At 73.5% G+C, this 26,452-nt stretch carries 27 protein-coding genes; 9 read left to right on the top strand and 18 right to left on the bottom strand.

Going from position 1 to position 26,452, the window contains the following annotated elements; all coding sequences use genetic code 11:
• Positions 1-12: 12 nt before the first annotated feature.
• The 10 genes from AB0H75_RS08995 to AB0H75_RS08950 form a co-directional block, all read right to left on the bottom strand.
• A complete protein-coding gene (locus AB0H75_RS08995) occupies positions 13-810 on the bottom strand; it encodes a hypothetical protein (protein ID WP_367792879.1) in 798 nt (265 codons plus the stop codon).
• Positions 807-2,171, bottom strand: coding sequence for an MCE family protein (locus AB0H75_RS08990; RefSeq protein ID WP_367792876.1), 1,365 nt, complete (start codon positions 2,169-2,171; stop codon positions 807-809). Before AB0H75_RS08990 ends, AB0H75_RS08995 begins: the two co-directional genes overlap by 4 nt.
• The gene (locus AB0H75_RS08985; RefSeq protein ID WP_367792873.1) at positions 2,168-3,238 is read right to left on the bottom strand and encodes an MCE family protein; all 1,071 of its coding nucleotides are present in this window, start codon (positions 3,236-3,238) and stop codon (positions 2,168-2,170) included. Before AB0H75_RS08985 ends, AB0H75_RS08990 begins: the two co-directional genes overlap by 4 nt.
• Positions 3,235-4,260, bottom strand: coding sequence for an MCE family protein (locus AB0H75_RS08980; protein WP_367792870.1), 1,026 nt, complete (start codon positions 4,258-4,260; stop codon positions 3,235-3,237). The genes AB0H75_RS08985 and AB0H75_RS08980 overlap by 4 nt, the downstream gene beginning before the upstream one ends.
• A complete protein-coding gene (locus AB0H75_RS08975) occupies positions 4,257-5,279 on the bottom strand; it encodes an MlaD family protein (protein WP_367792867.1) in 1,023 nt (340 codons plus the stop codon). Before AB0H75_RS08975 ends, AB0H75_RS08980 begins: the two co-directional genes overlap by 4 nt.
• On the bottom strand, positions 5,276-6,331 hold the full coding sequence (locus AB0H75_RS08970) for an MCE family protein (protein ID WP_367792865.1): 1,056 nt from the start codon (positions 6,329-6,331) through the stop codon (positions 5,276-5,278). The genes AB0H75_RS08975 and AB0H75_RS08970 overlap by 4 nt, the downstream gene beginning before the upstream one ends.
• 1 nt (position 6,332) lies before the next feature.
• Positions 6,333-7,352, bottom strand: a complete 1,020-nt coding sequence (locus AB0H75_RS08965) for an MCE family protein (RefSeq protein WP_367792862.1) — start codon at positions 7,350-7,352, stop codon at positions 6,333-6,335.
• Between the two features lie 12 nt (positions 7,353-7,364).
• Positions 7,365-8,216 carry an ABC transporter permease gene (locus AB0H75_RS08960; RefSeq protein ID WP_367792859.1) on the bottom strand — a complete coding sequence of 284 codons (852 nt, stop codon included), beginning with the start codon at positions 8,214-8,216 and terminating at the stop codon, positions 7,365-7,367.
• The gene (locus tag AB0H75_RS08955) at positions 8,216-9,019 is read right to left on the bottom strand and encodes an MlaE family ABC transporter permease (RefSeq protein ID WP_367792856.1); all 804 of its coding nucleotides are present in this window, start codon (positions 9,017-9,019) and stop codon (positions 8,216-8,218) included. Before AB0H75_RS08955 ends, AB0H75_RS08960 begins: the two co-directional genes overlap by 1 nt.
• Positions 9,020-9,160: 141 nt before the next feature.
• On the bottom strand, positions 9,161-10,564 hold the full coding sequence (locus AB0H75_RS08950) for an aminopeptidase P family protein (RefSeq protein WP_367792853.1): 1,404 nt from the start codon (positions 10,562-10,564) through the stop codon (positions 9,161-9,163).
• 135 nt (positions 10,565-10,699) lie between these two features.
• Between AB0H75_RS08950 and AB0H75_RS08945 the strand changes: the two genes are divergently transcribed.
• From AB0H75_RS08945 to AB0H75_RS08930, 4 genes are all read left to right on the top strand, one after another.
• Complete coding sequence (locus AB0H75_RS08945; RefSeq protein WP_367792851.1) at positions 10,700-11,128, top strand: CBS domain-containing protein; 429 nt, start codon at positions 10,700-10,702, stop codon at positions 11,126-11,128.
• A gap of 22 nt (positions 11,129-11,150) precedes the next feature.
• Complete coding sequence (locus tag AB0H75_RS08940; RefSeq protein WP_367792848.1) at positions 11,151-11,900, top strand: hypothetical protein; 750 nt, start codon at positions 11,151-11,153, stop codon at positions 11,898-11,900.
• Positions 11,901-12,199: 299 nt separating this feature from the next.
• Positions 12,200-12,973, top strand: a complete 774-nt coding sequence (locus AB0H75_RS08935; protein WP_367792845.1) for a cyclase family protein — start codon at positions 12,200-12,202, stop codon at positions 12,971-12,973.
• Entirely contained in the window at positions 12,970-14,646 is a 1,677-nt protein-coding gene (locus tag AB0H75_RS08930; protein ID WP_367792842.1) for a thiamine pyrophosphate-binding protein, read from the top strand. The genes AB0H75_RS08935 and AB0H75_RS08930 overlap by 4 nt, the downstream gene beginning before the upstream one ends.
• A 9-nt stretch (positions 14,647-14,655) precedes the next feature.
• Here the strand turns inward: AB0H75_RS08930 and AB0H75_RS08925 are convergent, their stop codons facing one another.
• The 3 genes from AB0H75_RS08925 to dhaK all read right to left on the bottom strand — a co-directional run bounded on the left by AB0H75_RS08925 (position 14,656) and on the right by dhaK (position 16,890).
• Positions 14,656-15,033 carry a PTS-dependent dihydroxyacetone kinase phosphotransferase subunit DhaM gene (locus tag AB0H75_RS08925; RefSeq protein WP_367792839.1) on the bottom strand — a complete coding sequence of 126 codons (378 nt, stop codon included), beginning with the start codon at positions 15,031-15,033 and terminating at the stop codon, positions 14,656-14,658.
• A 151-nt stretch (positions 15,034-15,184) separates the two neighbouring features.
• On the bottom strand, positions 15,185-15,871 hold the full coding sequence (gene dhaL, locus AB0H75_RS08920; RefSeq protein WP_367792836.1) for a dihydroxyacetone kinase subunit DhaL: 687 nt from the start codon (positions 15,869-15,871) through the stop codon (positions 15,185-15,187).
• Between the two features lie 38 nt (positions 15,872-15,909).
• Positions 15,910-16,890 carry a dihydroxyacetone kinase subunit DhaK gene (gene dhaK, locus AB0H75_RS08915; RefSeq protein WP_367792833.1) on the bottom strand — a complete coding sequence of 327 codons (981 nt, stop codon included), beginning with the start codon at positions 16,888-16,890 and terminating at the stop codon, positions 15,910-15,912.
• Between the two features lie 54 nt (positions 16,891-16,944).
• On the opposite strand from dhaK, the gene AB0H75_RS08910 reads away from it, so the two are divergent.
• From AB0H75_RS08910 to AB0H75_RS08900, 3 genes are all read left to right on the top strand, one after another.
• Positions 16,945-18,111 carry a cytochrome P450 gene (locus tag AB0H75_RS08910; RefSeq protein WP_367792830.1) on the top strand — a complete coding sequence of 389 codons (1,167 nt, stop codon included), beginning with the start codon at positions 16,945-16,947 and terminating at the stop codon, positions 18,109-18,111.
• Positions 18,112-18,150: 39 nt separating this feature from the next.
• Complete coding sequence (locus AB0H75_RS08905) at positions 18,151-18,897, top strand: lysophospholipid acyltransferase family protein (protein ID WP_367792827.1); 747 nt, start codon at positions 18,151-18,153, stop codon at positions 18,895-18,897.
• 214 nt (positions 18,898-19,111) lie between these two features.
• A complete protein-coding gene (locus AB0H75_RS08900) occupies positions 19,112-20,341 on the top strand; it encodes an MFS transporter (protein WP_367792825.1) in 1,230 nt (409 codons plus the stop codon).
• Here AB0H75_RS08900 and AB0H75_RS08895 read toward each other — a convergent pair.
• From AB0H75_RS08895 to AB0H75_RS08885, 3 genes are all read right to left on the bottom strand, one after another.
• On the bottom strand, positions 20,311-20,439 hold the full coding sequence (locus AB0H75_RS08895) for a hypothetical protein (protein ID WP_367792822.1): 129 nt from the start codon (positions 20,437-20,439) through the stop codon (positions 20,311-20,313). The two genes, AB0H75_RS08900 and AB0H75_RS08895, sit on opposite strands and share 31 nt — an antisense overlap.
• 99 nt (positions 20,440-20,538) lie before the next feature.
• Positions 20,539-21,345 carry a serine/threonine-protein kinase gene (locus tag AB0H75_RS08890; protein WP_367792819.1) on the bottom strand — a complete coding sequence of 269 codons (807 nt, stop codon included), beginning with the start codon at positions 21,343-21,345 and terminating at the stop codon, positions 20,539-20,541.
• A gap of 56 nt (positions 21,346-21,401) precedes the next feature.
• Positions 21,402-22,703 (bottom strand): MFS transporter, encoded by a 1,302-nt coding sequence (locus AB0H75_RS08885; protein ID WP_367792816.1) that lies wholly within the window; start codon positions 22,701-22,703, stop codon positions 21,402-21,404.
• A 73-nt stretch (positions 22,704-22,776) separates the two neighbouring features.
• Here AB0H75_RS08885 and AB0H75_RS08880 point away from each other — a divergent pair, with 73 nt between their 5' ends.
• Positions 22,777-23,487 (top strand): helix-turn-helix domain-containing protein, encoded by a 711-nt coding sequence (locus tag AB0H75_RS08880; RefSeq protein WP_367792813.1) that lies wholly within the window; start codon positions 22,777-22,779, stop codon positions 23,485-23,487.
• A gap of 526 nt (positions 23,488-24,013) precedes the next feature.
• On the opposite strand, the gene AB0H75_RS08875 is transcribed toward AB0H75_RS08880, so the two are convergent.
• Together AB0H75_RS08875 and AB0H75_RS08870 are read right to left on the bottom strand one after the other, a co-directional pair.
• Entirely contained in the window at positions 24,014-24,637 is a 624-nt protein-coding gene (locus AB0H75_RS08875; protein ID WP_367792810.1) for a DJ-1/PfpI family protein, read from the bottom strand.
• 2 nt (positions 24,638-24,639) lie between these two features.
• On the bottom strand, positions 24,640-25,602 hold the full coding sequence (locus tag AB0H75_RS08870) for a GlxA family transcriptional regulator (RefSeq protein WP_367792807.1): 963 nt from the start codon (positions 25,600-25,602) through the stop codon (positions 24,640-24,642).
• Positions 25,603-25,778: 176 nt separating this feature from the next.
• On the opposite strand from AB0H75_RS08870, the gene AB0H75_RS08865 reads away from it, so the two are divergent.
• Positions 25,779-26,306, top strand: coding sequence for a hypothetical protein (locus tag AB0H75_RS08865; RefSeq protein WP_367792803.1), 528 nt, complete (start codon positions 25,779-25,781; stop codon positions 26,304-26,306).
• Positions 26,307-26,452: the final 146 nt, after the last annotated feature.

Here is a 26,452-nt window from a genome sequence, read left to right as displayed (position 1 = left end):
GAGGGCCGATCGTCAGTCCTTCTTCTCGCCGTCGTTCTTGCTGTCGTTGTTCTTGCCGTCGAGGGCGTACTGGTCGTCCGAGGCCGCGCCGAGCACGGTCACGTCCCGGACCTTCCAGACGCCCTTCTCCTTCACAAGAGCGATCTTAAGGTGCGAATCCTTCACCGAGCGGATCGCCTCGGAGGTGTTCACCTGCTGGTCCACGACGACGATCGCGTGCGCGGTGGCCTCGTCCACGTCGGCCAGGTACACCTCGCGGACCGTGGCCTGGGCGACGGCCTTGAGCTTGACGATGACCTGCGCCATCGCGCCGCCGAACGCCGAGTCGTAGGTGGCCAGGAAGTCGCCCGTGGCCTGGGCGCTCAGCGTGGCGCGGGTGGTCTGGAGGTCGCGGTAGTCGTAGCTGAGCAGGGACGTGCTGAACGCGCTCGCCGCCCCCGACACCTCCAGGCGCAGCGCCCGCTCGGCCGCCAGCGACTCCCGCGCCTGGTCGGCCCGGCTCGCGGCCACCCACTGCAGGACGGCGGTCGCGGCGAGCGCGGCCACCAGCATCGCCGCCACCGCGCCCATGACCTTGACCCGGGTGACCCGCCTCCGGCCCGCGCCGCCCGCGGCAGCCGGACCCGAGGGGGCGGGCCCGGAAGGGGAGGGGGAGGCCGCCTCCTCGGGGGTCTCAGGCGCCTCGGAGGTCTCGGAGGTCTCGGATGCCTCCCCGCTCTCAGATGCCTCCGCGGTCTCAGGCGCCTCCGGGGCCTCAGATGCCTTCGGGGGCTCGGAGGAGGTGGGGGCGAGGTCCTGTCCGGCAGTCATTCCGACTCCTCACGGCGGCGGGCCGCCCGGCCCGCCGCGGTCCAGCCCACGATGCCACCACTTGCCACCACGGCGAGAAAGATCGCGACAATCAGCGGGACGGTGTTCGTTGGGGTACGGGACGACGGGGCGGCCGCCCCGCTGGGGGACGTCCCGGGTTCGAGCTCGCCCACCTCGGAGGAGGAGGGTGACGGCGACGGCGAGGCGGGCCCGGTTTCCGCCGGGGAGGGCGACGCCGCCCCCGCCCGGCGACCGGGCTCGCCGCCGTCGTCCCGGCCGCCGCCGGGGTGCCGCGCGTCGGTGGTGGCGGCGGCGGCCCGCCGGGGGCAGGAACGCAGGGCGGGAACGGCCGGAGGCCCGATCGGCCCCGCGTACTCCTCGGCCGGCACCGGCCCGCCCGGCACGCTGAAGACGAACGTCGCCTTCCCGTACACCGTATCCCCCCGCCGGTCGCTGATGTCGTCGGACAGGCTGAGCGCCGTCGGCACGATGCCGAGCAGGTGACGGGTGTTGCGCTCGGTCGCGGCGGAGAACGCGGGCCGGTGCGGCAGCCCGAACGCCGTCAGCAGGCACGAGAACCCCGGCCGCGATCGCTTGATGGCGGTGTCGAGCTGCGCGAACACCCCGGGCCCCCGGTCGAGGAAGGCGTTCAGGTCGGTCCGCGAGGCCCGCAGCGCCGCCGTGACCGTGCTCAGGTCGCCGATCCCGGCGGCGAGGGCGTCCTTGCGCCCGGCCAGGGTGTGCGTGAGCCGGGTGAGCTGCACCGACAGGTCGTCGAGCAGGTCGGCGTTGTCGGCCAGGGTCCCGGTCAGGGAGTGGGCGTCGTCGATGAGGCCGCGGATCGCCGGTGCCCGCCCGTCCAGGGCGACGGCCAGCTCGTGGGTGATGGTCCTGGCGTCGCGGGGCGGGACCGCGTTCAGCAGCTTGCCGACGCCCTCGAACAGCTTCTTGTAGTCGAGCGGCACCGACGTCCTGGCCAGCGGGATCACGTCCCCGGCCGCCAGGGACGGCCCGCGCACGCCGCCCGGGGGCGGCGACAGCTCCACGTACGGCTCCCCGACGGCCGACTTGCGTCGCACCTCGGCCGTCACGCCCCTCGGCAGCCGTACCTCCCGGTCGAGGTCCAGCCCCACGACGATGCGGCCGGGCGCCAGCCGTACGTCGCCGATCCTGCCGACCCGCACCCCCAGGTACGCCACGTCGAACCCGCGCGTCAGCCCCGGCGAGGAGACGAACTCGGCCGACACCCGGTAGGGCCGCTCGATGGCGTCCAGCCGGATGATGGTGCTGAACGCCCAGATCGTCATGACGATCCCCAGCACCACGAAGAACCCCAGGTTGAGGTAGATCCGGTTCCTCATCGCGGCGGCTCCAGCAGCAGACGGAAGTCCCCGCGCCGGCCGGCCGGGGGCGGGTCGCCGGCCGGCGCGGGCAGCAGCAGGCCCTTGAGCCAGATGTAGGACAACATCTGGCCGTTGACCACGATCGGCGGCGCGTCGATGAACTCCTGGATCTCGGCCACCAGCCGCTTGAGGTCCTCCCTGCCCCGCTGCATCGACGACGAGATGGCCTCCAGCTCGCGCAGCAGCGTGCGCAGCCGGGCCGCGTGCCGCGGGTAGACGGTGAGGTTGGCCTCCTTGGCCAGGCCCGTCAGCGCGATCACGGCGGTCTTGATGTGCCGGCGCCCGTGCGCGAGCCGGGAGGTGGCCGCGGCGAGCGTGCCGGGCAGCCGGTCCAGCTCGCCGCTGCCCTCGGCCAGGTCGTCGCCCAGCTCGGCGAGCGCGTCGATGGTGGTGGCCAGGTCGGCGCGGGCGGCGGCGTAGGCGTCGGTGACCTCGGCGGTCTGCTCGATCAGCTTGTTGACCTCGTCGCCCTGCCCGGCGAACGCGGTCGCGGCGGCGTCCAGGACGGCGTTGACGTCCTGCGCGCCCAGCGCCTCGATGAGCGGCCCGGCCCTGGCGGTGACCTGCTCGATGTCCGGCTCGACGGAGGTCTCGGCGATGGTGTCGCCGTCGGCCAGGTACGGCCCCGTGGACAGGTCCCTGCCCGGCGGCGGCGTGAGCAGCACGTAGTTCTCGCCCAGCACCGACGTCTTGGCGACGGTGGCCGTGCTGCCCCGCGGCACCCGGTGCCCGTCCTGCACCGCCATCGTGACCCGGGCCCGGTAGCCCTGCAACCGGATGTCGGTGACCGTGCCCACCCGCACGTCGGCGATCTGCACGCTGTGCCCGGCCACCAGGCTCTGCACGTCGTCGAAGACGGCGTGCAGAGTCAGCTCGCCGCTCGTGGCGCCCAGCGTCCGCAGCGAGCAGGACGTGGTCATGGACGCGGCCACCGCCAGCGCGAGCAGCGCGGCCAGCAGGCGGGCCCGCGCCAGCAGGCGGGCCCGCACCGCCGCCCTCGCCCGCACCACCGCCCTCGCCCTCACCGCCGCCCGCCCCGCTGCTGGAAGGGGCAGTTGCTCAGCCCGGCGGGCAGGCACGGCACCGGCCCCAGGTTCAGCGCGTCGAACAGCGGTTGCAGCCAGGCCCTGGTCATCGCGTTGAGCACCACCCGGATCTTCAGCACGTGGTGCTTCCTGTCCCAGGAGTCGATCAGCACGTCGGCGAAGTCGGCGGCGCCCTTGACGGCCCGCGCGACCGACGCGCTGTTGGCCCGCAGCGTCAGCACCAGCTCGGCCAGCGTCGCCGTGGCCCGCGGCAGCCGCGCCGAGTACTGCTCGATGAGCACGTCGCCGCGCCGCACGAAGTCCGCCATGCCGGAGATGAAGCCGCGCAGCCGCCGCCGCTCCTCGGCGAGGATCGCACTGGCCTCGGCGAAGGAGTCGATGGCGCCGGTCACCTGGCGCTCGCGCCCGTTGAGCGTCGTGGCGAGCTTGTCGAGGCCCCTGGCCAGGTCGATGAGCTGCTGGTCCTGCCTGGCGAGGGTGCCGGTCAGCTCGGCGGTGTCGGCGATCGCGTTGTTGATCGTCTTGCCGCGGCCCCTGACGCTCGTGGCCAGGTCGCCCGCGACCTCGCCCAGCTTGTCGGAGTCGAGGGCGTCGGTCAGCTTGGTGAACGCGTCGAGCGCCTCGTCGATCTCGACCGGCAGCTCGGTGCGCTCCAGCGGGATGGTCGCCCCGGGCGCGGCCCGCCGGTCGCCGGGCTTCCACGGCGGGTAGAGGACGACGTTCCGCTCGCCCAGGGTGTTCTGCGGCGCGACCACGGCCCGCACGTCCGCCGGGAGCGGCACCTGCCGGTCCACCAGCAGCCCGACGCGCACCCGGTCGCCGTCGATGCGGATGCTGTCGACGTAGCCGGCGTCCAGGCCCATCACCTTGACCCGCGCCTGCTCGTACAGGGAGGGCGTGGCGCTGAAGATCGCCGTCAGCCGGTACGGCTGCGCGCCGAGCGCCGAGCACCCGGACGCGAGCAGCGCCCACACCGCCAGGACCGCCGCGAGCCGCCTCACCGCTCGTCCTTCCTGTCGCGCGCGACGGCGGCCAGCACCTCGGGGTTGATGGGGCCGAGGCCCGTGGCGATGGCCTCCAGCCACGGGCCCTGGCCGCCCATCGTGGACAGGCCCGTGAAGGTCGGGCCCGCCCAGGCCAGGAGCGCGTTGAACCGCTGGTTGCTGCCGCTGAGCCGGGTCGTGATGGCCGCGTTGTCGTCCAGCACCTGCACGAGCGAGCGCTCGTGCTCGCCGATCAGCCGGGTGGTGCTCCGCACGAGGTCGCTGCCGTCGCCGAGCAGCACGCGCAGCTCGTCGCGCCGCCTGCGCAGCTCGGTGAGCATGATCTCGATGGCGTCGATGAGCCGGACGAGCTGCTTGTCCTTCTTCTCCAGCACGTCCATGATCTTGTTACCGTTGTCGAGCAGCCGCTGGAGCTGCGGCTCGCTCCTGCTGATCGTGTCCGACAGGTCGCCGATGTCGCGCAGCAGCCGGGTGAGGCGGCCGTGCTTGGACAGGTCCACCTTGTCCAGCTCGCCGAGCAGGTCGTCCACGGCATCGGTGTCGAGGCGCTGGACCAGCCGGGTGGCGTCGTTGATGGCGTCGTTGACGAGCGTGGGCACGCCGGTGCGCTCCAGGGGGATGCGCCGCCGCGCCTCGGGGAGCTGGTCCAGGTACGGGGGCGACACGGCGCCGGTGAGCCTGACGTAGCGGCCGCCGAGCAGGTTCGACAGGGCGATGTCGGCGCGGGTGCCGCGGCCGAGCCGCACGCCGTCGTCCACCCGCCAGGTGACGACGACCTGGCCGTGCGCGTAGTCGGCGCGCACCTCGGTCACCTCGCCGACCCGCACCCCGGCCACCCGCACGTCGTTGCCGGTACGCAGCCCGCCGGAGTCGGCGAACACGCCCGAGACGGTGTAGCCGCCCTCCAGCAGGCCGAGGTTGCCGACCAGGAACGTGGCGAGCAGGATCGCGGCGACCGTGCCCATCGACACCAGGCCGACGGCGTACTTGTTGCGGTCCCTGAAGGATCTGCTCACCGGCCCACCACCAGCTTCCGCAGGTCCTCGCCGCTGCGGACCCGCGTGTTGCGCAGCGGCGGCGGCGTGCTCATCCCGTACGGGCACGGCGCCGGCCCCAGCGCCAGGCAGGGGACCGCGGTGACGAAGTAGTGGCCGCGGTCCACGGTCGAGTACGCCCGCGCGAACAGCGGCTGCAACGTGCTCACCATGCGGTCGATCTCGCCCACGTGCCGCCGGACGCCGCCGGTCAGCCCCCGCAGGTTGTCCACGAGCGCGCCCAGCTCGCCGGCGTTCCTCCCCAGCACCTGGTCGCCGGTGTGGACGGTGGCCGACAGCTCCACCAGCGCGTCGTCGATCAGCTCGCGGTTGCCGGCGAACGCCTCCGACAGCGTGACGAGGTTGTCGACGAGCTGCTCGATCTGCTTGTCGCGGCGGGCGACCACGCCGCTGACGGTCGCGTAGTCGGCCAGCAGCCGCTCGATGGTCTCGCGGCGCTCGCTGACGGTGGTGGTGATGGCGTTGACGTTGTCCAGCAGCCGCGGCAGGTTGCGCTCGTTGCCCTTGAGCGAGGTCGCGGCGGCGGTGAGGAGCTGGTTGATCTGGTCGGGGTCCAGGCTGCGGGTCAGCGGGCCGAGGTCGCTGACGAGCTGGCCGATGTCCACCACGGACGAGGTGCGGGCGATGCGGCCGCCCGGCGGCAGCCGCCCGGGCGCGGTGCCGGGCAGCAGGTAGACCACGCGCTGGCCGATCGCGTTGCGCCAGCGGACGGCCGCCTCGGTGTCGGCCGGCACCCGGACGGCGTCCTGCACCTCCAGGGTGACCTCGGCGCGGCCGTCCACCACCCTGATGCCCGCCACCTGGCCGACCGGCGCGCCGGCGATCTTGACCTGGTCGCCCTCGGCCAGCCCGGACACGTCGTCGAACCTGGCGGTGATCCGGTAGCCGCCACCCCCGCCGACCCGGGCGACCTGCACGGCGATCAGCACGATCAGCGCCACGGTCAGCCCGACGAACAGCGCGAAGCGCAGGAACGTCCAGCGGCGGCGGGCGCGCTCGGCGGAGGCGGCCATCTCAGCGCCTCCCGTCGGTGGGGCCGCAGACGCCGACGATCAGCTCGCAGACGTCGGTGGCGACGAACGCCTCCACCTGGAGCTGGTTCCTGCCGTCCGGGCCGGGCGCCTCGATCAGCTCGTTGAGCAGGCCGAGCAGCCGGTTCAGGCCGCGTACGCCGTCGCCGGCCAGGCCGAGCTGGGCGTAGACGAGCGCGGCCACCCGCTCGCCGGAGTGCACCCCGGCCCGCAGGTCCTGGCGGTGCTCGCGCAGGCCGTGGGCGCCCAGGTCGCTGATCGAGGTGACCTCCTGCAGCAGGGCGCGTACCTTGTCGGCGCGGCGCAGCAGGTCGGGGGTGATGGTGTTGACGTCGGCGGAGATCGAGACCAGCTCGTCGCCCTTGTCCGCCAGGGCCGTGCCGAGCGCGGCGGTGTCGTGCAGGAACCGGCGGGCGCGGGCGCGCTGCCGGTGGGCGACGCCGACGACGGTGCCGGCGTCGGCGATCAGCTCCCGCAGGTGCTCGCCCTCGCCGTCCAGGCCCTGGGCGAGGGTGTGGACGATGACGGTGACCTCGCGCGGGTCCACGGCGTTCAGGCCGCGGTAGGCGTCGCCGAGCGTGTCGGACAGGTCGAGCGGGCCGGAGGTGTCGGTGATGACCGCGCCGGAGGCCAGGAACGGGCCGGTGGTCTCGCCCGCCCCCGGGGTGAGCGCGACGTACTTGGGGCCGAACACCGAGCTGGGCTCGATGGAGGCGGTGGTGGTGGCGGGCAGCCGCAGGCCGGGCTGGAGGTGCATGGTGACCACGGCCCGGCCCCTGGCGTCGAGCGAGACGCCGGTGACGTCGCCGACCGTGATGCCGCGCACCCTGACCGGCGAGTTGGTGTCCAGGCCCTGCCCGGCGCGGACGAACACCGCCTCGATCCGCGTCCCGCGTAACTCGGTGACGCCGCGCACGACGTAGACCGTCGCCGCGGCCAGGACGGCGAGCGTCGCGAGGGCGATGCCCATCCGGGCGGCGAGGGGAAGGTCGAATCGGGCCAACGGCTCACCCCGTCATGTCAGCGGTATGTTGCCGCCGCCGCCCCAGAACAGGTACGACAGCAGCAGATTGAGCAGCACGATCGTGACGATCGACTGGCGGATGGCGCGGCCCGCCGCCACCCCCACGCCCACCGGGCCGCCCGTGGCGTGGAAGCCGTGGTAGCAGTGGATCACGATGACCGCGAAGGCGAACACGCCCACCTTGGCGACGCTGAACAGGATGTCGCTGACCGGCAGGTACAGGTAGAAGTAGTAGTCGTAGACGCCGGGCGCCAGCCCGAACAACGCCGTGCACATGAGCCGGGTGGCGAAGAAGCTGGCGAACAACGCGATCAGGTAGATCGGCACGAGCGCCAGCAGCGCCGCCACCACCCGGGTGCAGATGAGGTAGGTGAAGGCGTTGATGCCCATCACCTCCAGCGCGTCGATCTCCTCGGAGATCCGCATCGCGCCCAGCTCGGCCGTGAACGACGAGCCGACCTGCGCCGCCAGCGCCGTGGCCGCGATGATCGGGGTGATCTCGCGGACGTTGGCGAAGCTGCCGACCAGGCCCATGAACGACTCCGCGCCGATGGCCTGCAACCCCTGGTAGCCCTGCAGGCCGACGGTCGCGCCCACGACGAAGGCCATGGTGAACACCACGAACACCATGCCGCCGCCGATGACGGTCGCGCCGACCCCCACCACGACGTCGCTGACCTGCCGGACGACGACCTTGGCATACCGCAGCCGCAGCACGACGTCGCGGACGGAGTAGAACAGCACCTTCCACACGAACAGCGGCCAGTCGGACAACGACGCGAACCGCTCGGCGAGGTCCCGCCCCCGCAGGGCGAGCCGCAGGCCGGCCGTCCGCGTCGCCATCAGAGCGACCTCGGGGGATAGGCCAGGAAGTACACCGCGGAGATCACGTAGTTGAACGCGAACACCAGCATGAACGTCACCACGGTCGCCTGGTTGACCGCCCGCCCCACGCCGACCGGGCTGGTGGCGCACGTCATGCCCTTGTAGCAGGCCACGGCGGCGGCGATGAAACCGAAGATCCACGCCTTGAACAGCGTGACGTACAGGTCGGAGGGGACGACCAGGGACAGCGCGCCGTCGAAGTACGCGCCCGGCGTGACGCCCTGCACGACGACGTTGAAGAAGTAGCCGCCGCTCGCGCCCGCCAGGATGACCAGCGGGCACAGGCAGACCGCGATCGTGCTGGCCGCCCACATGCGCGGCGTGACCAGGCGGTGGATCGGGTTGACCGACATGACCTCCATCGCCGACAGCTCGTCGCGGATGTGCCGCGCGCCGATGTCGGAGGTCATGGCGCTGCCGCCGGCCCCGGCGATGAGCAGCGCGCTGGCCAGCGGCGCCACCTCGCGGATGAGGCCGACGAACACCGCGCTGCCGGTGGCCGAGCCGGCGCCGAGCTGCCAGGCCAGCTCGCCCACCTGCAACGCCACGGTCGCGCCCAGCGGCAGGGAGACCAGCAGCACCGGGACGCTGGTCACCCGGGCCAGGAACCAGCACTGGTCGACGAACTCCCACCACCAGCTCTTGACGTCCCAGCTACGCCGCAGCCCCTCCAGGGCGATGACGAACAGATCACCGACCTGCCCGAGCATCGACCGGGCCTTGCGCCCCACGAATCCGGACGCGGATCCGGGTACGGCCATGAGCTGACCACCTCCGCCGCCTACGGATCAGTCACCCTACTGACGCCCTGTCCAGTAGTCGACGCCTTCCTCGGAATTTGAGGAAAAGGTATGAGGCGCGGTCCGCGCCTTGTCAGCCCGGCACGAAACGTGATCGCTTCGTTACGGCCGGCCGCCCGCCAGGGCGCCCATCCAGGACTCCACCTCGTCCGGGTGCCGGGGGAGGGCGGCCGACATCAGGGTGGCGCCGTCGGCGGTGACGGTGAGGTCGTCCTCGATGCGGATGCCGATGCCGCGCAGCTCCTCGGGCAGCGTCAGGTCGTCCGGCTGGAAGTACAGGCCCGGCTCGACGGTGAGCACGTGGCCCTCCTCCAGGACGCCGTCCAGGTAGACCTCGGCGCGGGAGCGGGCGCAGTCGTGCACGTCCAGGCCGAGCATGTGGCCGCTGCTGCACAACGTGTAGCGGCGGTAGAGGCCGGTCTCCATCAGCTCGTCCACCGAGCCCTTGAGCAGGCCCCAGTCGAGCAGCCCCGCGCAGATCACCCGCATGGCCGCCTGGTGGAAGTCGCGGAAGCGGGCGCCCGGCCGCAGCGTGGCGATGGCCGCCGTCTGGGCCTCGTACACCAGCTCGTACGCCTGCCGCTGCACCGGCGTGAACCGCCCCGACAGCGGGAGCGTGCGGGTCACGTCGGCGGTGTAGAGCGTGTCGGACTCGACGCCCGCGTCCAGCAGCAGCAGGTCGCCGGCGGCGAGCGGGCCGTCGTTGCGGATCCAGTGCAGCACGCAGGCGTGCGCGCCGGCCGCCACGATGCTCTCGTAGCCGGTCGCGTTGCCCTCCAGCCGGGCCCGCAGCCCGAACACGCCCTCCAGGTACCGCTCGCCGCGCGGGTGGGCCAGCGCGTGCGGCAGGGCGCGCACGACGTCCTCGAAGCCGCGAGCGGTGGCGTCCACGGCCGACTGCAGCTCGCCGACCTCCCACTCGTCCTTGACCAGGCGCATCTCCGACAGGAACGTCTCCAGCTCGGCGTCCCCGTCCCCGCGCGGCACGCGGGCGTCCACCGACGGGTCCACGCCGCGCAGCACCCGGGCCGGGCGGTCCAGATCCAGGTCGCGGATGTGGGCGCACTCCACCTGGTACAGCTCGGCGGCCTCGGCCAGGTCGGGGCGGCGGCCCGCCCAGAACTCGCCGTAGCGGCGGTCGCGGTAGAACTCCTGGCCCTCGGCGCGCGGCGAACGCGGCCGCAGGTACAGCACGGCCTCCCCGGACGGCTCGATCACCAGCACGTCGTCCGGCTCGCCGGCGCCCGTCAGGTACGCGTACGCGCTGTGCGGCCGGAACCGGTAGTCACTGTCGTTGCTGCGGACCTTCAGCGTGCCCGCCGGGACCATCAGCCGCTCGCCGGGGAAGCGGGCGGCCAGGACGGCGCGGCGCTTGGCGGCCCAGGGGGCGATCGGCAGCGCCGTCACGCCGGTGCGGCGGGTGTCGGCCCAGCCCGTGCGCATGAAGGCGGCCAGCTCGTCGGTGATGGGCAGGTCATGGCTGCCGATGTTCAGCGGCTCGGTCATCTCACAGTGTCCCTGGTCAGGTGATTTCTTCGGGTCCGTCCGGCAAGCAGCCTACGGGACGCCTTGACGGGCTCCCCGCCGGCTTGTTTGCCTGGTCTCAGTTGGAAGACCGCCGAGGCAGGGGTGTGGTGCAACATGCTCATCCGGACGATCCTGCGCGCCAAGGGCAGCCAAGTGACGACCGTGGCGCCGACGGCGTCCGTCCGTGAGCTGCTCGCCCGGCTCGCCCAGCACAACATCGGGGCCGTCGTGGTCTCCACCGACGGCCACACGATCGAGGGCATCGTCTCCGAGCGCGACGTGGTGCGCCACCTGAACGAGCGCGGCGCCGGCGTGCTGGAGGAGCCGGTCTCCGCCATCATGACCGCCGGCGTGCGCACCGTCGGCCCCGACGACAACGTGGAGGCGCTGCGGCGCATCATGACGGACGGGCGGTTCCGGCACATGCCGGTCGTCGAGGACGGCCGCCTGGCCGGCATCGTCAGCATCGGCGACGTGGTCAAGAGCGCCATCGAGGAGCTGGAGACGGAGAAGGCGTCGCTCGTCGACTACCTGCACCGTTGACAGGGGTGGCACGCTGGGGAGCGTGATGTACGGGCCGCCGCCTCCTTCCGGATACCCGCCTGACTATCCGCGGGCGACGAGCAGCCCGCCGATCATCGTGCTGGTGGCGGGGCTCGCCGCGCTGCTGGGGTTCCTGCTGGGCGTCTTCGTGGGGTACGGCGCGGTGGGCGAGGAGTCGGCGGGCGCCGGGGGCGAGGCGGATCCGCGGGTGACGGTGACCGTCGAGGACACCGGCCCGCCGCTCCCCGGCGACCAGTCCACCCCTGGCCCGTCCTCCGCCGCCTCACCGGGAACGACCGACCCGGCCGCGACCCAGCCGGGCACCACGAACCCGGGCGCCACAGAACCAGGTGCCACGAATCCGGGTGCCACGAACCCGGGTGCCACGAATCCGGGCGTGGCCGACCCGGGCGCGACGCAGCCCGGGAACGGCCAGAACCCGCCGCCCACTGGCACCGCCCCGACCTCCGGCACCGCCCCGACGTCCGGCACCGCTCCCACTTCCGGCACCGCTCTGGGCTCCGGCGCCGGCATCGACCCGGCCTCCCTCCGCACCCTCGTCGTCGGCAGGGACATCCAGCCCGGCACCTACCGCACCACCGGCCCGACGTCCGGCTTCTCCATGTGTTTCTGGGCGCGGATGAAGAGCGCCTCGGCCGACCTCGACGCCGTCATCACCTCCGGCATGCCGTCCGGCCCCGCCACCGTCACCATCGAGGCGACCGACAAGGCGTTCTCCACGGGCGGCTGCGCGGAGTGGACCCGCGCCTGATCCTTCTGCGCCGCGAAGCCCGGACAAGAAGAGCGGAACGCGCAACTCCAGGCGCATCCAGGAGGGGCACGTCCGAGCGCGCAGGCGGAGAGCGGGGAACAGCGCGCGTCGCCACTTGTCCGAACCACCTGGACGCCCTGACCGGGCCTGGCCTGGCCTGGCCCGCCACGTCCACGTGCCGCCCTTCTTCCCGCAACCGGCCTTCCCGCAACCGGCGCCGGCCTCCTCGGGGATCGAGCGTGTTTGCACTGGTGGGGCGGGGCGTAGGAGGATGCGCTCAGCCACCCGAGGAGGATGACATGCCGGTCCTGAAGAGCTTCCTGGACAGCGTACGCAGCGGCGCCATCGAGGTGATCGACCTCACCGCGCCCCTCTCGTCCGACACGCCGATCCTCCAGCTCCCCGAGCCGTTCGGCAACACGATCCCGTTCCGGCTGGAGGAGATCAGCCGCTACGACGACCGCGGCCCCGCCTGGTACTGGAACGACATCCACACGGGCGAGCACACCGGCACCCACTTCGACGCGCCCGTCCACTGGGCCACCGGCCGCGACGGCGAGGACGTCTCCCAGGTCCCCGCCGCCCGGCTCATCGCCCCCGCCGTCGTGCTCGACCTCGCCGACGAGGCGTCCAAGGACCCCGACTTCCTCCTCCAGATCGACCACGTCAAGGAGTGGGAACGCGCCAACGGCCCGCTGCCCGACGGCGGCTGGCTGCTCTACCGGACCGGCTGGGACGCCCGCTCCGGCGACCAGGCCGCCTTCCTCAACGCCGACGAGACCGGCCCCCACACGCCCGGCATCTCGGTCGAGTGCGCCTCCTGGCTGGCCACCGAGACCCCGATCCTCGGCCTCGGCGTCGAGACCGTCGGCACCGACGCCGGCGCCGCCCACTCCTTCGACCCGGCCTTCCCCTGCCACTCCTTCCTTCTCGGCGCCGGCAAGTACGGCCTGACCCAGCTCCGCAACCTCGACCGCCTGCCGGTGACCGGCGCCGCCGTGGTCGCCCCGCCGCTGCCCATCGTCGGCGGCTCGGGCAGCCCCGTCCGCGTCCTGGCCCTGGTGGAGCGTTGATCGTCGCCGAGGCGGTCGGCCGCGCCCTGGCGGGTCGCGGCGCCCGCGTCGTGTTCGGCGTGGTCGGCAGCGGCAACTTCCACGTCACCAACGCGCTGGTCGCGGCCGGCGCGCGGTTCGTCGCCGCCCGGCACGAGGGCGGCGCGGCGACCATGGCCGACGCCTACGCGCGCGTGAGCGGGCGGGCCGGCGTCCTGTCCGTCCACCAGGGGCCCGGCCTGACCAACGCGCTGACCGGGATCGCCGAGGCCGCCAAGAGCCGTACCCCGCTCGTCGTCCTGGCCGGCGAGGCCACCGACCGCCGCTCCAACTTCCACGTCGACCAGCACGCGCTGGCCGAGGCGGTGGGAGCCGTCGCCATGCGGGTCACCTCGGGGGAGGAGGCGTGGGCGCGGGCCGAGGAAGCCCACAGGACGGCGACCGCGGAACGCCGTACCGTCCTGCTGAGCCTGCCCCTCGACGTCCAGGCCCTGCCCTGCCCGGACGTCGCGCTCGCCGCCGCGCTCGCTGCCGGGCCCGCCGCCGGGCCCGCCGTCGCGCCCGCCGACCTTGCCGCCGACCCTCCCGACGAGAGCCTGCCGCTCGCCGCCGAGCTCGACGCCCTCGCCGGCCTGCTGGCCGGGTCGTCCCGCCCGGTGTTCATCGCCGGCCGGGGCGCCCGGCACGCGCGGGGGGAGCTGGAGGCGCTGGCCGACCGGGCGGGAGCCCTGCTCGCCACCTCGGCCGTCGCCCGCGGCCTGTTCCGGGGCAGCCCGTGGGACCTGGACGTCTCCGGCGGCTTCGCCACCCCGCTGGCCGCCGAGCTGATCACCGGGGCCGACCTCGTCATCGCCTGGGGCTGCGCGCTCACCATGTGGACCACCCGCCACGGCTCGCTGGTCCCGGCCGACGGCCAGATCGCGCAGGTGGACCTCGACCCCGCCGCCCTGGGCGCCCACCTGCCCGTGGACCTCGGCGTGACGGGCGACGTGGCCGCCGTCGCCACGGCCCTGGCCGCCCGCGTCCCGGCCGTCCCCGGCTACCGCTCGCCCGCCGTCGAGCGCCGGATCCGCGCCGAGGGCCGCTGGCGCGACGTCCCGTACGAGGACGGCGGCGCCGCCGGCCGCATCGACCCGCGCACCCTCACCATCGGCCTGGACGACCTGCTGCCCGCCGAGCGGATCCTGGCCGTCGACAGCGGCAACTTCATGGGGTACCCGGCGGTGTTCCTCGACGTGCCCGACGAGAACGGGTTCTGCTTCACCCAGGCGTTCCAGTCGGTCGGCCTCGGCCTGGCCACCGCGATCGGCGCCGCCGTGGCCCGTCCCGACCGGCTGCCGGTGGCCGCGCTCGGCGACGGCGGGGCGTTCATGAGCGCCGCCGAGCTGGAGACCGTCGTCCGGCTGGGCCTGCCGATGGTGGTCGTCGTCTACGACGACGAGGCGTACGGCGCCGAGGTCCACCACTTCGGGCCGCACGGCCACCCGCTGGACACCGTCCGCTTCCCGCCCGCGGACCTGGCCGCCGTCGCCCGGGGGCACGGCTTCGCCGCCGTGACCGTCGGCGGGGAGGCCGACCTGGCGGGGGTGGCCGACTGGCTCAAGGGGCCGCGCGACCGGCCGCTGCTCGTCCACGCCAAGGTCACCAGGGAACGCGGCTCCTGGTGGCTGGAGGAGGCGTTCAAGGGCCACTGACGTGCGGCGTCACAGCTTGTGGAAGACGCGCGACTCCTCGGCGGCGGCCACCACCTGGGACAGGGGTAAGCCCGCTCCCGCCGCGACCGCCGCCGCGATCGCGCCCTCCACGAACGGCGCGTCCGCCACGACGACCCGCCCCGGCTCGGCCACGAGCCGGGCGGTCAGCACCGAGCTGCCCAGGTCGGGCACGAGCAGCACGCCGTCGCCCTGGTCGGCGGCGCGCACGGCCGCCTCGATGAGGTCCAGGCTGGTGCCCAGCCCGCCGTCCTCGGTGCCGCCGGCCGCCGCCACGGGCACCTCCGGGCCCGCGATGCCGCGCACCAGCACCACCGCCTCCCGCGCCAGCCCTGCACTGTGCGACACCAGCACCACCCCCACCGTCATCACCCACCCCCCGCCGTCACCTGACCGCCCGTCACCTGGCTCCCCGTCACTTGGCCGCTCGTCACTGGGCCGCTTGTCACCTGGCCGCCTGTCACCTGGCTCCCCGTGGCTTGGCCGCCCGTGGCTTGGCCGCCCGTGACTTGGCCGCCCCTCACCTGGCCGCCGCCACTGTCGCCAGGGCGGACATGAGCAGGGCCGAGGACGCCGCGCCCGGGTCCTCGTGCCCGGCGCTGCGCTCGCCCAGGTAGCTGGCCCGCCCCTTGCGCGCCTGCAACGGGATCGTCGCCTCGGCCCCCTCGGCGGCCGCCCGCGCCGCCAGCGCGAACGCCTCCCGCGCCCCCACGCCGTCCCGCAGCGCCAGCGCCAGCGCCCGCGAGGCGGGCACCAGCGCGTCCACCATCGTCTTGTCGCCGAGGGCCGCCTTGCCGAGCCGTTCCAGCGCCACCACTCCCGCCTCGAACGCCGCCGCGAACCGCGCCAGCGTCACCGGCTCCTCGATGGTCCGGCCCATCTGCCGGAACACCGACCCGTACAGCGGCCCGGACGCCCCGCCCACCTTCCGGATCAGCGTCGCCCCCGCCGCCGTGAGGGCCTGGCCCGGCGAGCCCGGCGGCGACCCGGCGAAGGCCGCGACCACCTCGCTGAGCCCCCGATCCAGGTTCGCGCCGTGGTCGGCGTCCCCGATCGCGGCGTCCAGCGCGGTCAGCCGCTCGTGATCCCGCCGGACCAGCCTGGCCGCCTCCTCGAACCACGCCACGAAGAACCCGGCGTCCATCACCGGACCGTCCCCGCCCGCGCTCCTGCCCGCGTCCATGCCCGTGCCCCTGCCCGAGTCCATGTCCGGGCTCCTGCCCGCGCCCGTCCCCGCGATGCCCATCACCGCCCCCAGCGCAGCCCCGGCGTCTCGACCGGCGCGTCCCACAACCGGGCCAGCCTGTCGTCGAGACGGCACACGCTGACGGAGAAACCCTGCATGTCCAGGCTCGTCACGTAGTTGCCGACCAGCGAGCGCGCCACCCGCGCCCCCTTCCCCTCCACGAACGCCGCCACCTCGGCGAACACCACGTACAGCTCCATGAGCGGCGTCCCGCCCATGCCGTTCACCATGACCAGCAGCTCCCCGCCCAGCGGCAGGTCGCCGTGGACCGCCTCCATCGCGATCCCCGCCAGCTCGCGCGCCGGGCCCAGCGGCGCCCGGGCGCGGCCCGGCTCGCCGTGGATGCCGATGCCCAGCTCCACCTGGTCCTCGGGCAGGTCGAAGGTGGGCTTGCCGGCGTGCGGCGTCGTACAGGAGGTCAGGGCGATCCCGAAGGAGCGGCTGCGCTCGTCCACCTCGCGTGCCACCGCCGCCACCTCGGCCAGCGGCGCGCCCTCCTCGGCGAGCGCCCCGGCGATCTTCTCCACGAACAGCGTCGCGCCCGTGCCGCGCCGGCCGGCTGTGTACAAGGAGTCCTGGACGGCCACGTCGTCGTCCACCAGCACGCTCGCCACCTCGACGTCCTCGGCCAGCTCGGCGGCCATCTCGAAGTTGAGCACGTCGCCGGTGTAGTTCTTCACGATGTGCAGGACGCCCACGCCGCCGTCCACGGCCTTCGTGGCGTCGATGATCTGGTCGGGCACGGGGGAGGTGAAGACCTCGCCGGGACAGGCCGCGTCCAGCATGCCGTACCCGACGAACCCGGCGTGCAGCGGCTCGTGCCCGGAGCCGCCGCCCGAGACCAGGCCGACCTTGCCGGGACGCGGGCCCTGAGCCCGGTAGACCACCCGGTCGCGGATCCGCAGCGACGGGTGGGCCGCCGCCATGCCGTTCAGCGCATCCTCAACGACGGAGCCTGCCGTGTTGATGAGCTTTTTCATGGTCACAACATCTGCCCGTTCCCGGCGGGACGCAAGCGTCGTAGCGTGGAAGGGGTGGAAGTCGTCTACACCCCGTACGACCCGTCGGTCAACGACGACCCGTACCCGGTCTACGCCCGGCTGCGCCGCGAGGCCCCGCTCTACCACAACCCCGAAGCCGGCTTCTGGGCACTGTCCCGGCACGCCGACGTCACCGCCGCGCTGACCGACAGCGCGCGCTTCTCCAGCGACCACGGCCCCATGATCGACCCTGGCGCCTGGACCCCGAGGGCCCGGGCGTACCTGTCCTTCATCGCCATGGACCCGCCCGACCACACCCGCATGCGGGCGGTCGTCTCCCGGGCGTTCACCCCGCGCCGGATCGCCGCGCTCGAACCCATGATCCGCGAGATCGCGCGCTCCTACATCCATGAGGGCCTGGCGCGGGGCACCTTCGACTTCACCGCCGACCTCGCCGCCAAGCTGCCGCTCGACGTGATCTCCGAGCTGATGGGCGTCCCGTCGTCCAGGCGGATCAAGGTCCGGCGCAGCCAGAGCGTCCTGCTCAAGCACGACCTCGCCGGCACCCTCACCGAGGCCGGGCTCGCGAGCCTGCTGACCCTCGGCGACTACTACGCCTCCGTCGTCGCCGAACGCCGCCGGGAACCGCGCGACGACCTCGTCTCCGCGCTCGTCGCCGACGGCGACCTGACCGACGAGGAGATCGTGGCGTTCCTGTTCCTGCTCATCGGCGCGGGGTCGGAGACCACGACCCACCTGCTCGGCGCCGCCTGGTACTGGGCCTGGCGCAACCCCGGCCAGCGCGACCTCGCCTTCGGCGGGGACATCACGCGGTGGGTGGAGGAGTCGCTGCGCTACGACACCCCGGCGCACGGCACCGCCCGCCGCCTGGCCGAGCCGGCCGAGCTGCACGGCACGCCGGTGCCGAAGGACGCCAAGATGTGGCTCCTCATCGGCTCCGCCAACCGCGACGAGGAGGTCTTCCCCGACCCCGACGTCTACGACCTCGGCCGCGACACCTCCCGCACCCTCAGCTTCGGCGTCGGCCGCCACTACTGCCTCGGCGCCGCCCTGGCCCGCCTGGAGGCCCGGATCACCCTGGAGGAGCTAACCGACGCCGTCGCGCCCGGCTACCACGTCCACGAGGAGGGCATCCGCCGGACCTCGCACGGCAACTTCCGCGGCCTGGTCTCCCTCCCGACCACCGTCAGACCTGCCTGAACCGTCGGAGCAGCCCGGAGAGGCTGCTACCTTCTGCACATGGCTGAGATCGTGTACCCGCCGGTGATCGCCGCCGCGCGGACCCTCTTTCGCGCGCTCGACATCCGCTTCCACATGGAAGGGACCGAGAACGTGCCGCGGAGCGGCGGAGCGGTGCTGGTGAGCAACCACATCAGCTACCTCGACTTCATCTTCGCCGGGTTCGCCGCGCACCCGGCGGGGCGGCTGGTGCGCTTCATGGCCAAGCAGGACGTGTTCGAGCACCGGATCTCGGGGCCGCTCATGCGGGGGATGCACCACATCCCGGTCGACCGGGGGGCGGGCGCGGGCTCGTACGCGACGGCGCTGCGCATGCTCAAGGCCGGCGAGGTGGTGGGCGTCTTCGCCGAGGCCACGATCAGCCGCTCGTTCACCGTCAAGGAGATCAAGAACGGCGCCATCCGGATGGCCCAGGCCACCAACGTGCCGGTCATCCCGCTGGCGCTGTGGGGCAGCCAGCGCTTCTGGACCAAGGGCCGCCCCCGCAAGCTGCTCCAGCGGCACATCCCCCTGACCGTCCTGGTGGGCGAGCCGATGTACCCCAAGCGCGGCGATGACGTCACCAAGCACGTGACGGACCTGCACGAGCGGCTCTCGGGGCTGGTGGACCGGGCACAGCGGACGTACCCGGAGATCCCGCCGGGCGTGTGGTGGCAGCCCGCCCACCTGGGCGGCACCGCCCCGACCCCGGAAGAGGCCGCCGCCCTCGACGCCGCCGAAGCCGCCGCCCGCGCCCAGAAGGACTGACCCGGCCTCCACAGCCCCTCGCCGCCACGGGTCACGCGCGGCGCCGGAGCAGCCGCGGAACCCCGGCGAGCAGCCGCGAAATCCCGGCGAGCAGCCGCGGAACCCCGGCAGCGGCCTGGCGGGGGCCCGGCGTGCTCCCGTGCGTTCCCGCCCGTTCCCGCGCGTTCTCGCGTGTTCGCGGTGTGCCGGGGCTCCGCTCGCGCCATCATGCCGTATGTCGAACGCGCAGGTCACGGGCGGTTTTCTGGCGGAACTAGGACGCAACGGGCTGCTGGTCATCGCGGCGCGGTCGTTGCGGACCTTCGGTTACGGGTGCACCAGCGTGCTCCTGGCCGACCTGCTCGCCCAGGACGGTGACGCGCCCTGGCAGACCGGCCTGCTGCTGGCCGTCGCCTCAGCCGGCTCGGTGCTCGCGAGCCTGCTGCTGGGCCTGTTCGCCGACGTCTGGGGACGGCGGCGAACGCTGATGGTGTGCGGCTGCCTGATGGCGGTGACCGGCACCGTGTTCGCGCTCAGCGAGTCCTATCCCGTCCTGGTCGCCGCCGCCTTCATCGGCACGATCTCGCCCTCCACCAACGACAACACCCCCTTCTCGGGAGTGGAGCAGGCCATCCTCGCCCAGACCTGCCCCGAGGCCCGCCACACGTTCGCCTTCACCTGCTACAACGTCAGCGCCATGGCATCCGGCGCGCTGGGCGCTCTGGTCGCCGCCGCCCTCGGGCTCCAGCCGTGGACCTCGGCCCCCGACGCCGCCTTCGCCCTGTACGCGGCCCTCGCGGCCGGCACCGTGACGCTGTTCCGGCACTTGACGCCGTGCGCCGAGGCGCCCGGGACCGCGCGCCCCGCCCGGGGCGGGCACCGCCGCCCGCGCGTCCCCGGCCAGGTGCGCCTGCTGGCCGGCCTGTCCGCCCTGGACGCCCTGTCCGGAGGGCTGGCCGTCCAGGCCGTGCTGGCCTGGTGGTTCGCCCACCGCTACGGCGCCACCACCGCGCAACTGGGCCTGGTGTTCTTCGCCGCCAACCTGCTGCCGGCCCTGGCTCAGCTCACGGCGCCGCTGCTGGCCGCCAGACGCGGGCTGCTGGCCACCATGCTCCTTCCGCACGCCGCGGCGAACCTGCTGCTGGCCTGCGTCCCGTTCGCGCCGAACCTCGCCACCGCCGTCGCCCTGCTGCTGCTCCGCCAGACACTCTCCAAGATCGACGTGCCGGCGCGGCAGGCGTTCGCGACCGCGATCGTCCCCTGCGCCCACCGCACGGCCGCCGCCAGCCTGACCAGCCTGGCCCGCGGCGTCGCCGTCTCGGCCGCCCCCATCGCCGCCACCACGTTGCTGACCGGCACCCTCGCCGCAGTGGGCGCCCCGATGCTGCTCGGCGCGGCCCTGGGACTGGGCTACGACCTCGCGCTGTGGCGCACCTACCGCGACGTCCCCCTGACCGGAGGCTGAACGCCCGACACGAACACCACCACCACGACCATGACCACCGGCACCGCCACCGCCACGGGCACCGCCACGGGCACCGCCACCGGCACCAGCACCGCCACCGGCGCTGGACCGCGAACCCTTCCCCGCCGGGCTCGGCTCTCAGCCCCGCCGGGCTCGGCTCTCAGTCGGGCTCTCAGCCCGGCGATGCCGTCCGGCTGTCAGATGGCCGCCTGGTACGCGCTCGCGCGCATGCCCGCCAGCAGCCCCGCCGTCTGCTCCAGCGTGAACCGGCGGATCGGGTCGTGATGGAGCAGCCCTTCGAGCAGGGGCCGCATGACACCGGCGCGGCGCGGCGGCGGGTACGGCCCGCTGCGGGCCATGCCGAGCACCGTGGCCGCGTCCTGCCCCGGGTAGGGAGGCTGCCCCTCGACGGCGCTGTAGAGCGTGGCGCCGAAGGACCACATGTCGGCCTCCTTGCTGGCCGGCCCGCCGTGCAGGCGCTCGGGCGCCATGAAGGCGGGTGTGCCGCGCAGCCGCCGCGACGTCGTCATGCGGATGTCGCCTTCGGCCGTGGCGATGCCGAAGTCGGTCAGCACCACCCGGTCGCCGGTCAGCATGACGTTGGCGGGCTTGACGTCGCGGTGCAGCACCCCGGCCTGGTGGGCCGTGCGCAGCGCGGCGAGCAGGTGCTGCCCGATGGCCGCGACCGACTGCGCCGGCAGCGTGCCGACCTGCGACAGCAACTGGTGCAGTGAGAGCCCGTCGAGGTACTCCATCACGATCCAGAGCTTGCCGCCCTCCTCGATGAGGTCGTGGACCGTGACGATGTTGGGATGCGTCAGCCCAGCAGCCATCCTGGCCTCACGCAGCACCCGGCGGCGTACCATCTCGACCTCACCGGCCAAGGTCAGCTCCTTGAGCGCCACCGTACGGTGGAGGAGCTGATCGAACGCACGCCAGACGACTCCCATACCCCCACGACCGGCCTCCTCGTGCAGGAGGTACCGTCCGCCGATCTTCCGCATACCATCCCCTCAGACTCGGGGATAATCATGTCACTTCAGCACAGCTCATAGGGTGCCTAAGATGATCCGGGTATGTCAGAAAGTGCGGCTTGGCTGGTCAAGGCCCCAGAAATTCGATCCGACAGGGCGTGCCGCACCAGCCAGACAGCGGCCACACATACCCCCGCAGCCCCCAACAAAACGGCCGGAAGCCCTGCGAACTCCGCCACAACACCTCCAAGCGCCGCCCCTAACGGCATTCCCCCCATCCCGACGAGCCGGTACGCCGAGTTGACCCGCCCCAGCAGCTCCGACGGGATCAGCCGCTGCCGCGTGGAGATCACGAGCACGTTGGCGGCCGCCCCGGTGATGCCCCACAACACGGCGACCGGGTAGAGCGCCCACGGGGACGGCACGACGACCGGCACCACGAGCAGCAGGCTGGAGGCCAGCCAGCAGCCCATCAGCGTGCGGGACTCGCCGAAGACGCCGCTGGCCCGCTCCGACGACAACGACCCGAGCACGGCACCGGCCGCGAACGCCGACATCATCAGGCCGTACGCCGCCGGCTCCAGGCCCATCGCCGACCCGTCGCCCACGACCCACAGGACGAAGACGGCGAAGTAGGCGGAGTTGGCGAGGTTGAGCAGGCCCGCCGAGATCGCCAGGCCGCGCAGCACCCGGTGGGCGACCAGGTAGCGCAGCGCCTCGCCGATCTCCTGCCGTAACGGGCGCCGCGCCGGGTGCTGCGCCGGGAGGCCCGGCGGGTCAGGCGGCGAATCGTGCGTACCTGCCGGGATCGGCCGGTACGTGCCGCGCATGCCGCGCAGGAGCAGCGCCCCGGCGGCGTACAGCAGGGCGGGGGCGCCGAAGACGGCGGCGGGCGCCAGGCCGACGAGCAGGCCGGCCACGGGCGCGCCGGCGAACTCGTTGCCGATCATCTGGGCGCTGGAGACCCGGCCGTTGGCCCGCGTGAGCTGCGCGGACGGCACGGTCATGGGCAGGATGGACTGCGCCGAGGTGTCGGCGAAGACCTCGGCCACCCCGGCCGCCAGGACGGCCGCGAGCAGCACCCACAGGTCGAGCCACCCGAGCACGCCCAGCAGCGCCGCGCCGGCCAGGACCACGGCCCGGCCGGCCCCGGCGACGGCCATGATCCGGCGGCGGTCGGCGCGGTCGGCGACGGCCCCCGCGGGCAGCGCCAGCAGCAGCCAGGGCACCGTGGCGGCCGCGCCCACCAGGGAGACCAGGGTGGGCGACCGGGTCATCGACACCGCCAGCAGGGGCGCGCCGGTCTTGAGCACGCCGTCGGCCAGGTTGGACAGCGCGGTGGAGGACCACAGGAACGCGAAGGACCGCCCGAGACCTTGGCCTGCCACGGCTCACCCCCGTTAGTGTGTAGGCGTACAAGGAAAAGTGTGCATGGATTTCTTTGCAAAGATAGGCTTGCACGTGACGAGAGGCAAGAGGTTTTCCGCTCATACGCTCGACGCGAACGCGCTGAAGTCGTTCGCGCACCCGCTGCGACTGCGCATCTACGAGCTGCTCGACGAGCGCGGCCCGTCCACGGCGACCGGCCTGGCCGCGTTGCTCGGGCAGAACAGCGGGGCGACCAGCTACCACCTGAGGGAGCTGTCCAGGCACGGGATGATCGAGACCGTGCCGGGGATGGGGCGGGGGAAGGAGAAGTACTGGCGGGTCGTGCCCGGCGGCTTCACCTACGGCGACACGTCGCAGGACGGGGAGACGGCCAGCGCCCTGGAGCTCCTGCTCGACGACCTCGTCCGCCAGCGGGGGGAGGAGCTGGCCAGGTGGCGGGAGGGCACGTCACGGGCGCCGGCGGAGTGGGTGGCGGCCAGCGGGTTCGGACGGCGGTCGCTGCGGCTCACCGCCGAGGAGACGGCCGGGCTGCGGGACGAGGTGCTGGAGGTGCTGGAGCGCTACCGGACGGAGTCGGACCGCAGGGAACGCGAGTCCGCCGAGGGGCGCGATCCGTCCACCGGGCACGTGGTCATCCACTTCGACGTCCTTCCGCTGGGGGTCCTGCGGGACGACGGCGCACCGGACGACAGCGCAATGGACGACGGCGCAATGGACGACGGCGCAATGGACGACGGCGCAATGGACGACGGCGCACCCGACGATCCGGCCGGTCCGGCCTGACGCGCGGCCGTCACCGGGCAGGCGGGCAGGCGGGCAGGCGTGTGGCGGGTGGGTGGACGTGTGGTGGGTGGACGTGTGGTGGGTGGGCGTGGCGGGAAGGCGCGTCGGCGAGGACCCGCGAGGCCGGGCCCGCGAGGGTCGGCATCCTAGGGATTTCCCTAGGTCCCGCCCTGACGTCAGAGGCGCGCCGCGGCCGTAGTCTCCGACATCACACCGGCCTTTCCGGGCACCGAGCACCACCGCACCCGGCGGAGGAGCGTTCGTGACACGAGCGGACGCCGGACGGTCCCGGCATGGTGGAACGCTCCAGCCGGTCGGCGTCATCGGGCTTCCGGGCGGGGAGGCCGGGCGCGGCGGCGCCGGCTGAGCGGGCATCGCCCGGCGGCGCCGCGCCCTCCCCGGCGCCCGCGGGCCGTACGGAGCTCCGGGCTGCCGGACACCGAGCCCGGACGGCGGCGCCCCCGTCCCGAGCTGGAGGGACGGGGGCGCTCGCCGTGCCCGTGGCCGCGCTCCCACCGGCCGCGGTTCAGGTGATGAGGTGCAGGGCACGGTCGGCCAGACCGGCCGGAGCGGTACGGAGGGAACCGGCGTCGAAGGGCGGCTGCGGGTCGTACTCGATGGCCAGTTGCACCGCCTGCGCCGCCTCCTCGCCCCCGGCCCGCCCCAGCAGCTCCAGCGCCATGTCGATCCCCGCCGACACCCCGGCCGCCGTCACCACGCGGCCCTGGACGACGACGCGCTCGTCCACCGGCTCGGCCCCGTACTGCCGCAACATCCCGGCCACGGCCCAGTGGCTGGTGGCCCGCAGGCCGTCCAGCAGCCCGGCCGCGCCCAGCAGCAGCGAGCCGCTGCACACGGAGGTCGTCCAGCTCGCGTGCTCGTGGGCGTGGCGGATCCAGCCGAGCAGGGCCTCGTCGGCCAGCACGTCGAAGGTGCCGATCCCGCCGGGCACGACGACCACGTCGGGCTCGGGCAGGTCGGCGTAGGAGGCGGTGGCGGTCAGGGCGAGGCTGCCCCGGTCGTCGGCGACCGGACCCGGCTCGGCGGCCACGAACGTCGCCGTCCACCCGGGCGCGAAGGCCAGCACCGTGTACGGCCCCACCGCGTCCAGCGCGGTGAAGCGGGGATAGAGGGGAATGGCCACGTGCATCGTCAAAGCTCCTTGGGCGGTGAGAACCGGCGGCGGTGCTCGCCGGGCGAGACCCGCCAGTGGCGGCGGAAGACGCGGTAGAGCGTCTCGGCGGTCCCGAGCCCCGACTCCCTGGCCACGGTCTCCAGGGGCTGGTCGGTGGCCTCCAGGAGCCGCCGGGCGGTGTCGGCGCGGCTGCGCTCGACGTAACGGCCGGGGGAGAGCCCGGTCTGGCGGGTGAAGACGCGGGAGAAGTGCCGCTCGCTCATCCCCGCCCGCGCGGCGAGGGCGGGCACGCTCAGGTCGGCGCGGGGATGGGCGTCGATGTAGGCCTGCAGCTCCCGCAGCGGCTCGCTGCGCGGCGTCAGCGCCCGCATCGGCAGGCTGAACTGGCTCTGCCCGCCGGGCCGGTGCAGGTACACCACGAGCGCCCGCGCCACCCGTCCCGCCACCTCGTGCCCGAGGTCCCTGGCCACCAGCGCCAGCGCCAGGTCCACCCCGGACAGCACCCCGGCCGACGTCCACACGCCGCCGTCCTCGACGTAGAGCGGGTCGGCGTCCACCTCGACGCACGGGTAGCGCTCGCGCAGCTCGCTGGCCGACAGCCAGTGGGTGGTGGCCCGCCGCCGGTCCAGCAGCCCGGCCTCGGCCAGCAGGAACGCCCCGTTGCACACCGACGCGGTACGCCGGGCGGCCCCGGCCAGCGCCGCGATGCCGCCGACCAGCTCCGCGTCGGCCAGTTGCTCCGGCACCGACAGGCCGCCCGCGACCATCAGCGTGTCGACCGGCCCGGCGACCTCGCCCAGCGTGCCCGCCGCGACCACGACGCCGTTGCCCGCGGGCACGAGCCCGCCGCGCGGCGCCACCGTCTCGACCCGGTAGGAGCCGGGCACGAGCAGCTCCGCCGTCCCGAACACGTCGGCCGGCCCGGCCAGGTCGAGGAGCTGGAACCCGGGGAAGACGACGACCACGACCCGCCGCTGCATGCCTTCATGCTGGTCGCGGCGGCCTCGTGGCGTCAACGACACGAACCTTGCACATTACGCCAGGAGTACGGGCGAGGTCCGGCGGTAACGGCTGGCGCGTCCATCGCCGGCCCGGCACTCTATCTTGAGATCATCCGCTCCGCCGGAGCCGCGACGAGGTAGGGGGAAGGCATCTCATGATCCAAGCCATCGCCAAGGTACGTGGCCTGCCCACGGCATTGGTCGCGTGCTCGTACGGGGCGGCGGTGCTGACGCTGACGGGGCTCACTCGGGACGGTCATCTCGGCGACGCGATGTACGGGGTGGTGCGCATGATGCTCATGGCCTTCCCGCTTTCTCTCGCCGGCGGCTCCTTGTACGGGACACTCGAGCAGCTGATCTACAAGAAGAAGCATGACGACCCCACCTATGGGATGGACTACCCATACGGCTTGGATCACTTTCTCATGGCGTGGCCGGGGATCGTCATGGCGATCGTGCTGGCGTTCCTGCTGGCGTGGCGGCGCACTCGTACGGCGGGACACGTCATGGGGTGGTTCCTGGCCGCCGCTGTCATCGTGGTGGGAGTGACGACCACCTTCGACGGCTGGGGGCCACGCCGGCCCTACGGCTGGCCGTTCCTCGTCTACGGGCTGATCATGATCACCGGGTTGGTCGCCGCGAGAGGACCGGCCATGAAGGAAGCCGTCACCCCGACCGTCTAGTTCGCCGGCCGCCGACGGCCGGCAGCCGAGCCGGACACTCGGCCGGGGTGTTCTCGTTCGAGCCGCGCTGCCAGGGGCCGGCCGGATCGCGGATTGGGCTTGTTCGGCTTCCAGCCCCGGAAGGAAGGGTCCTTCCGGGGCTCCTG

The sequence above is a fragment of the Nonomuraea sp. NPDC050783 genome, from assembly GCF_040802095.1.
Taxonomy (GTDB): Bacteria; Actinomycetota; Actinomycetes; order Streptosporangiales; family Streptosporangiaceae; genus Nonomuraea.
This window is presented reverse-complemented; position numbering and strand designations above follow the sequence as displayed.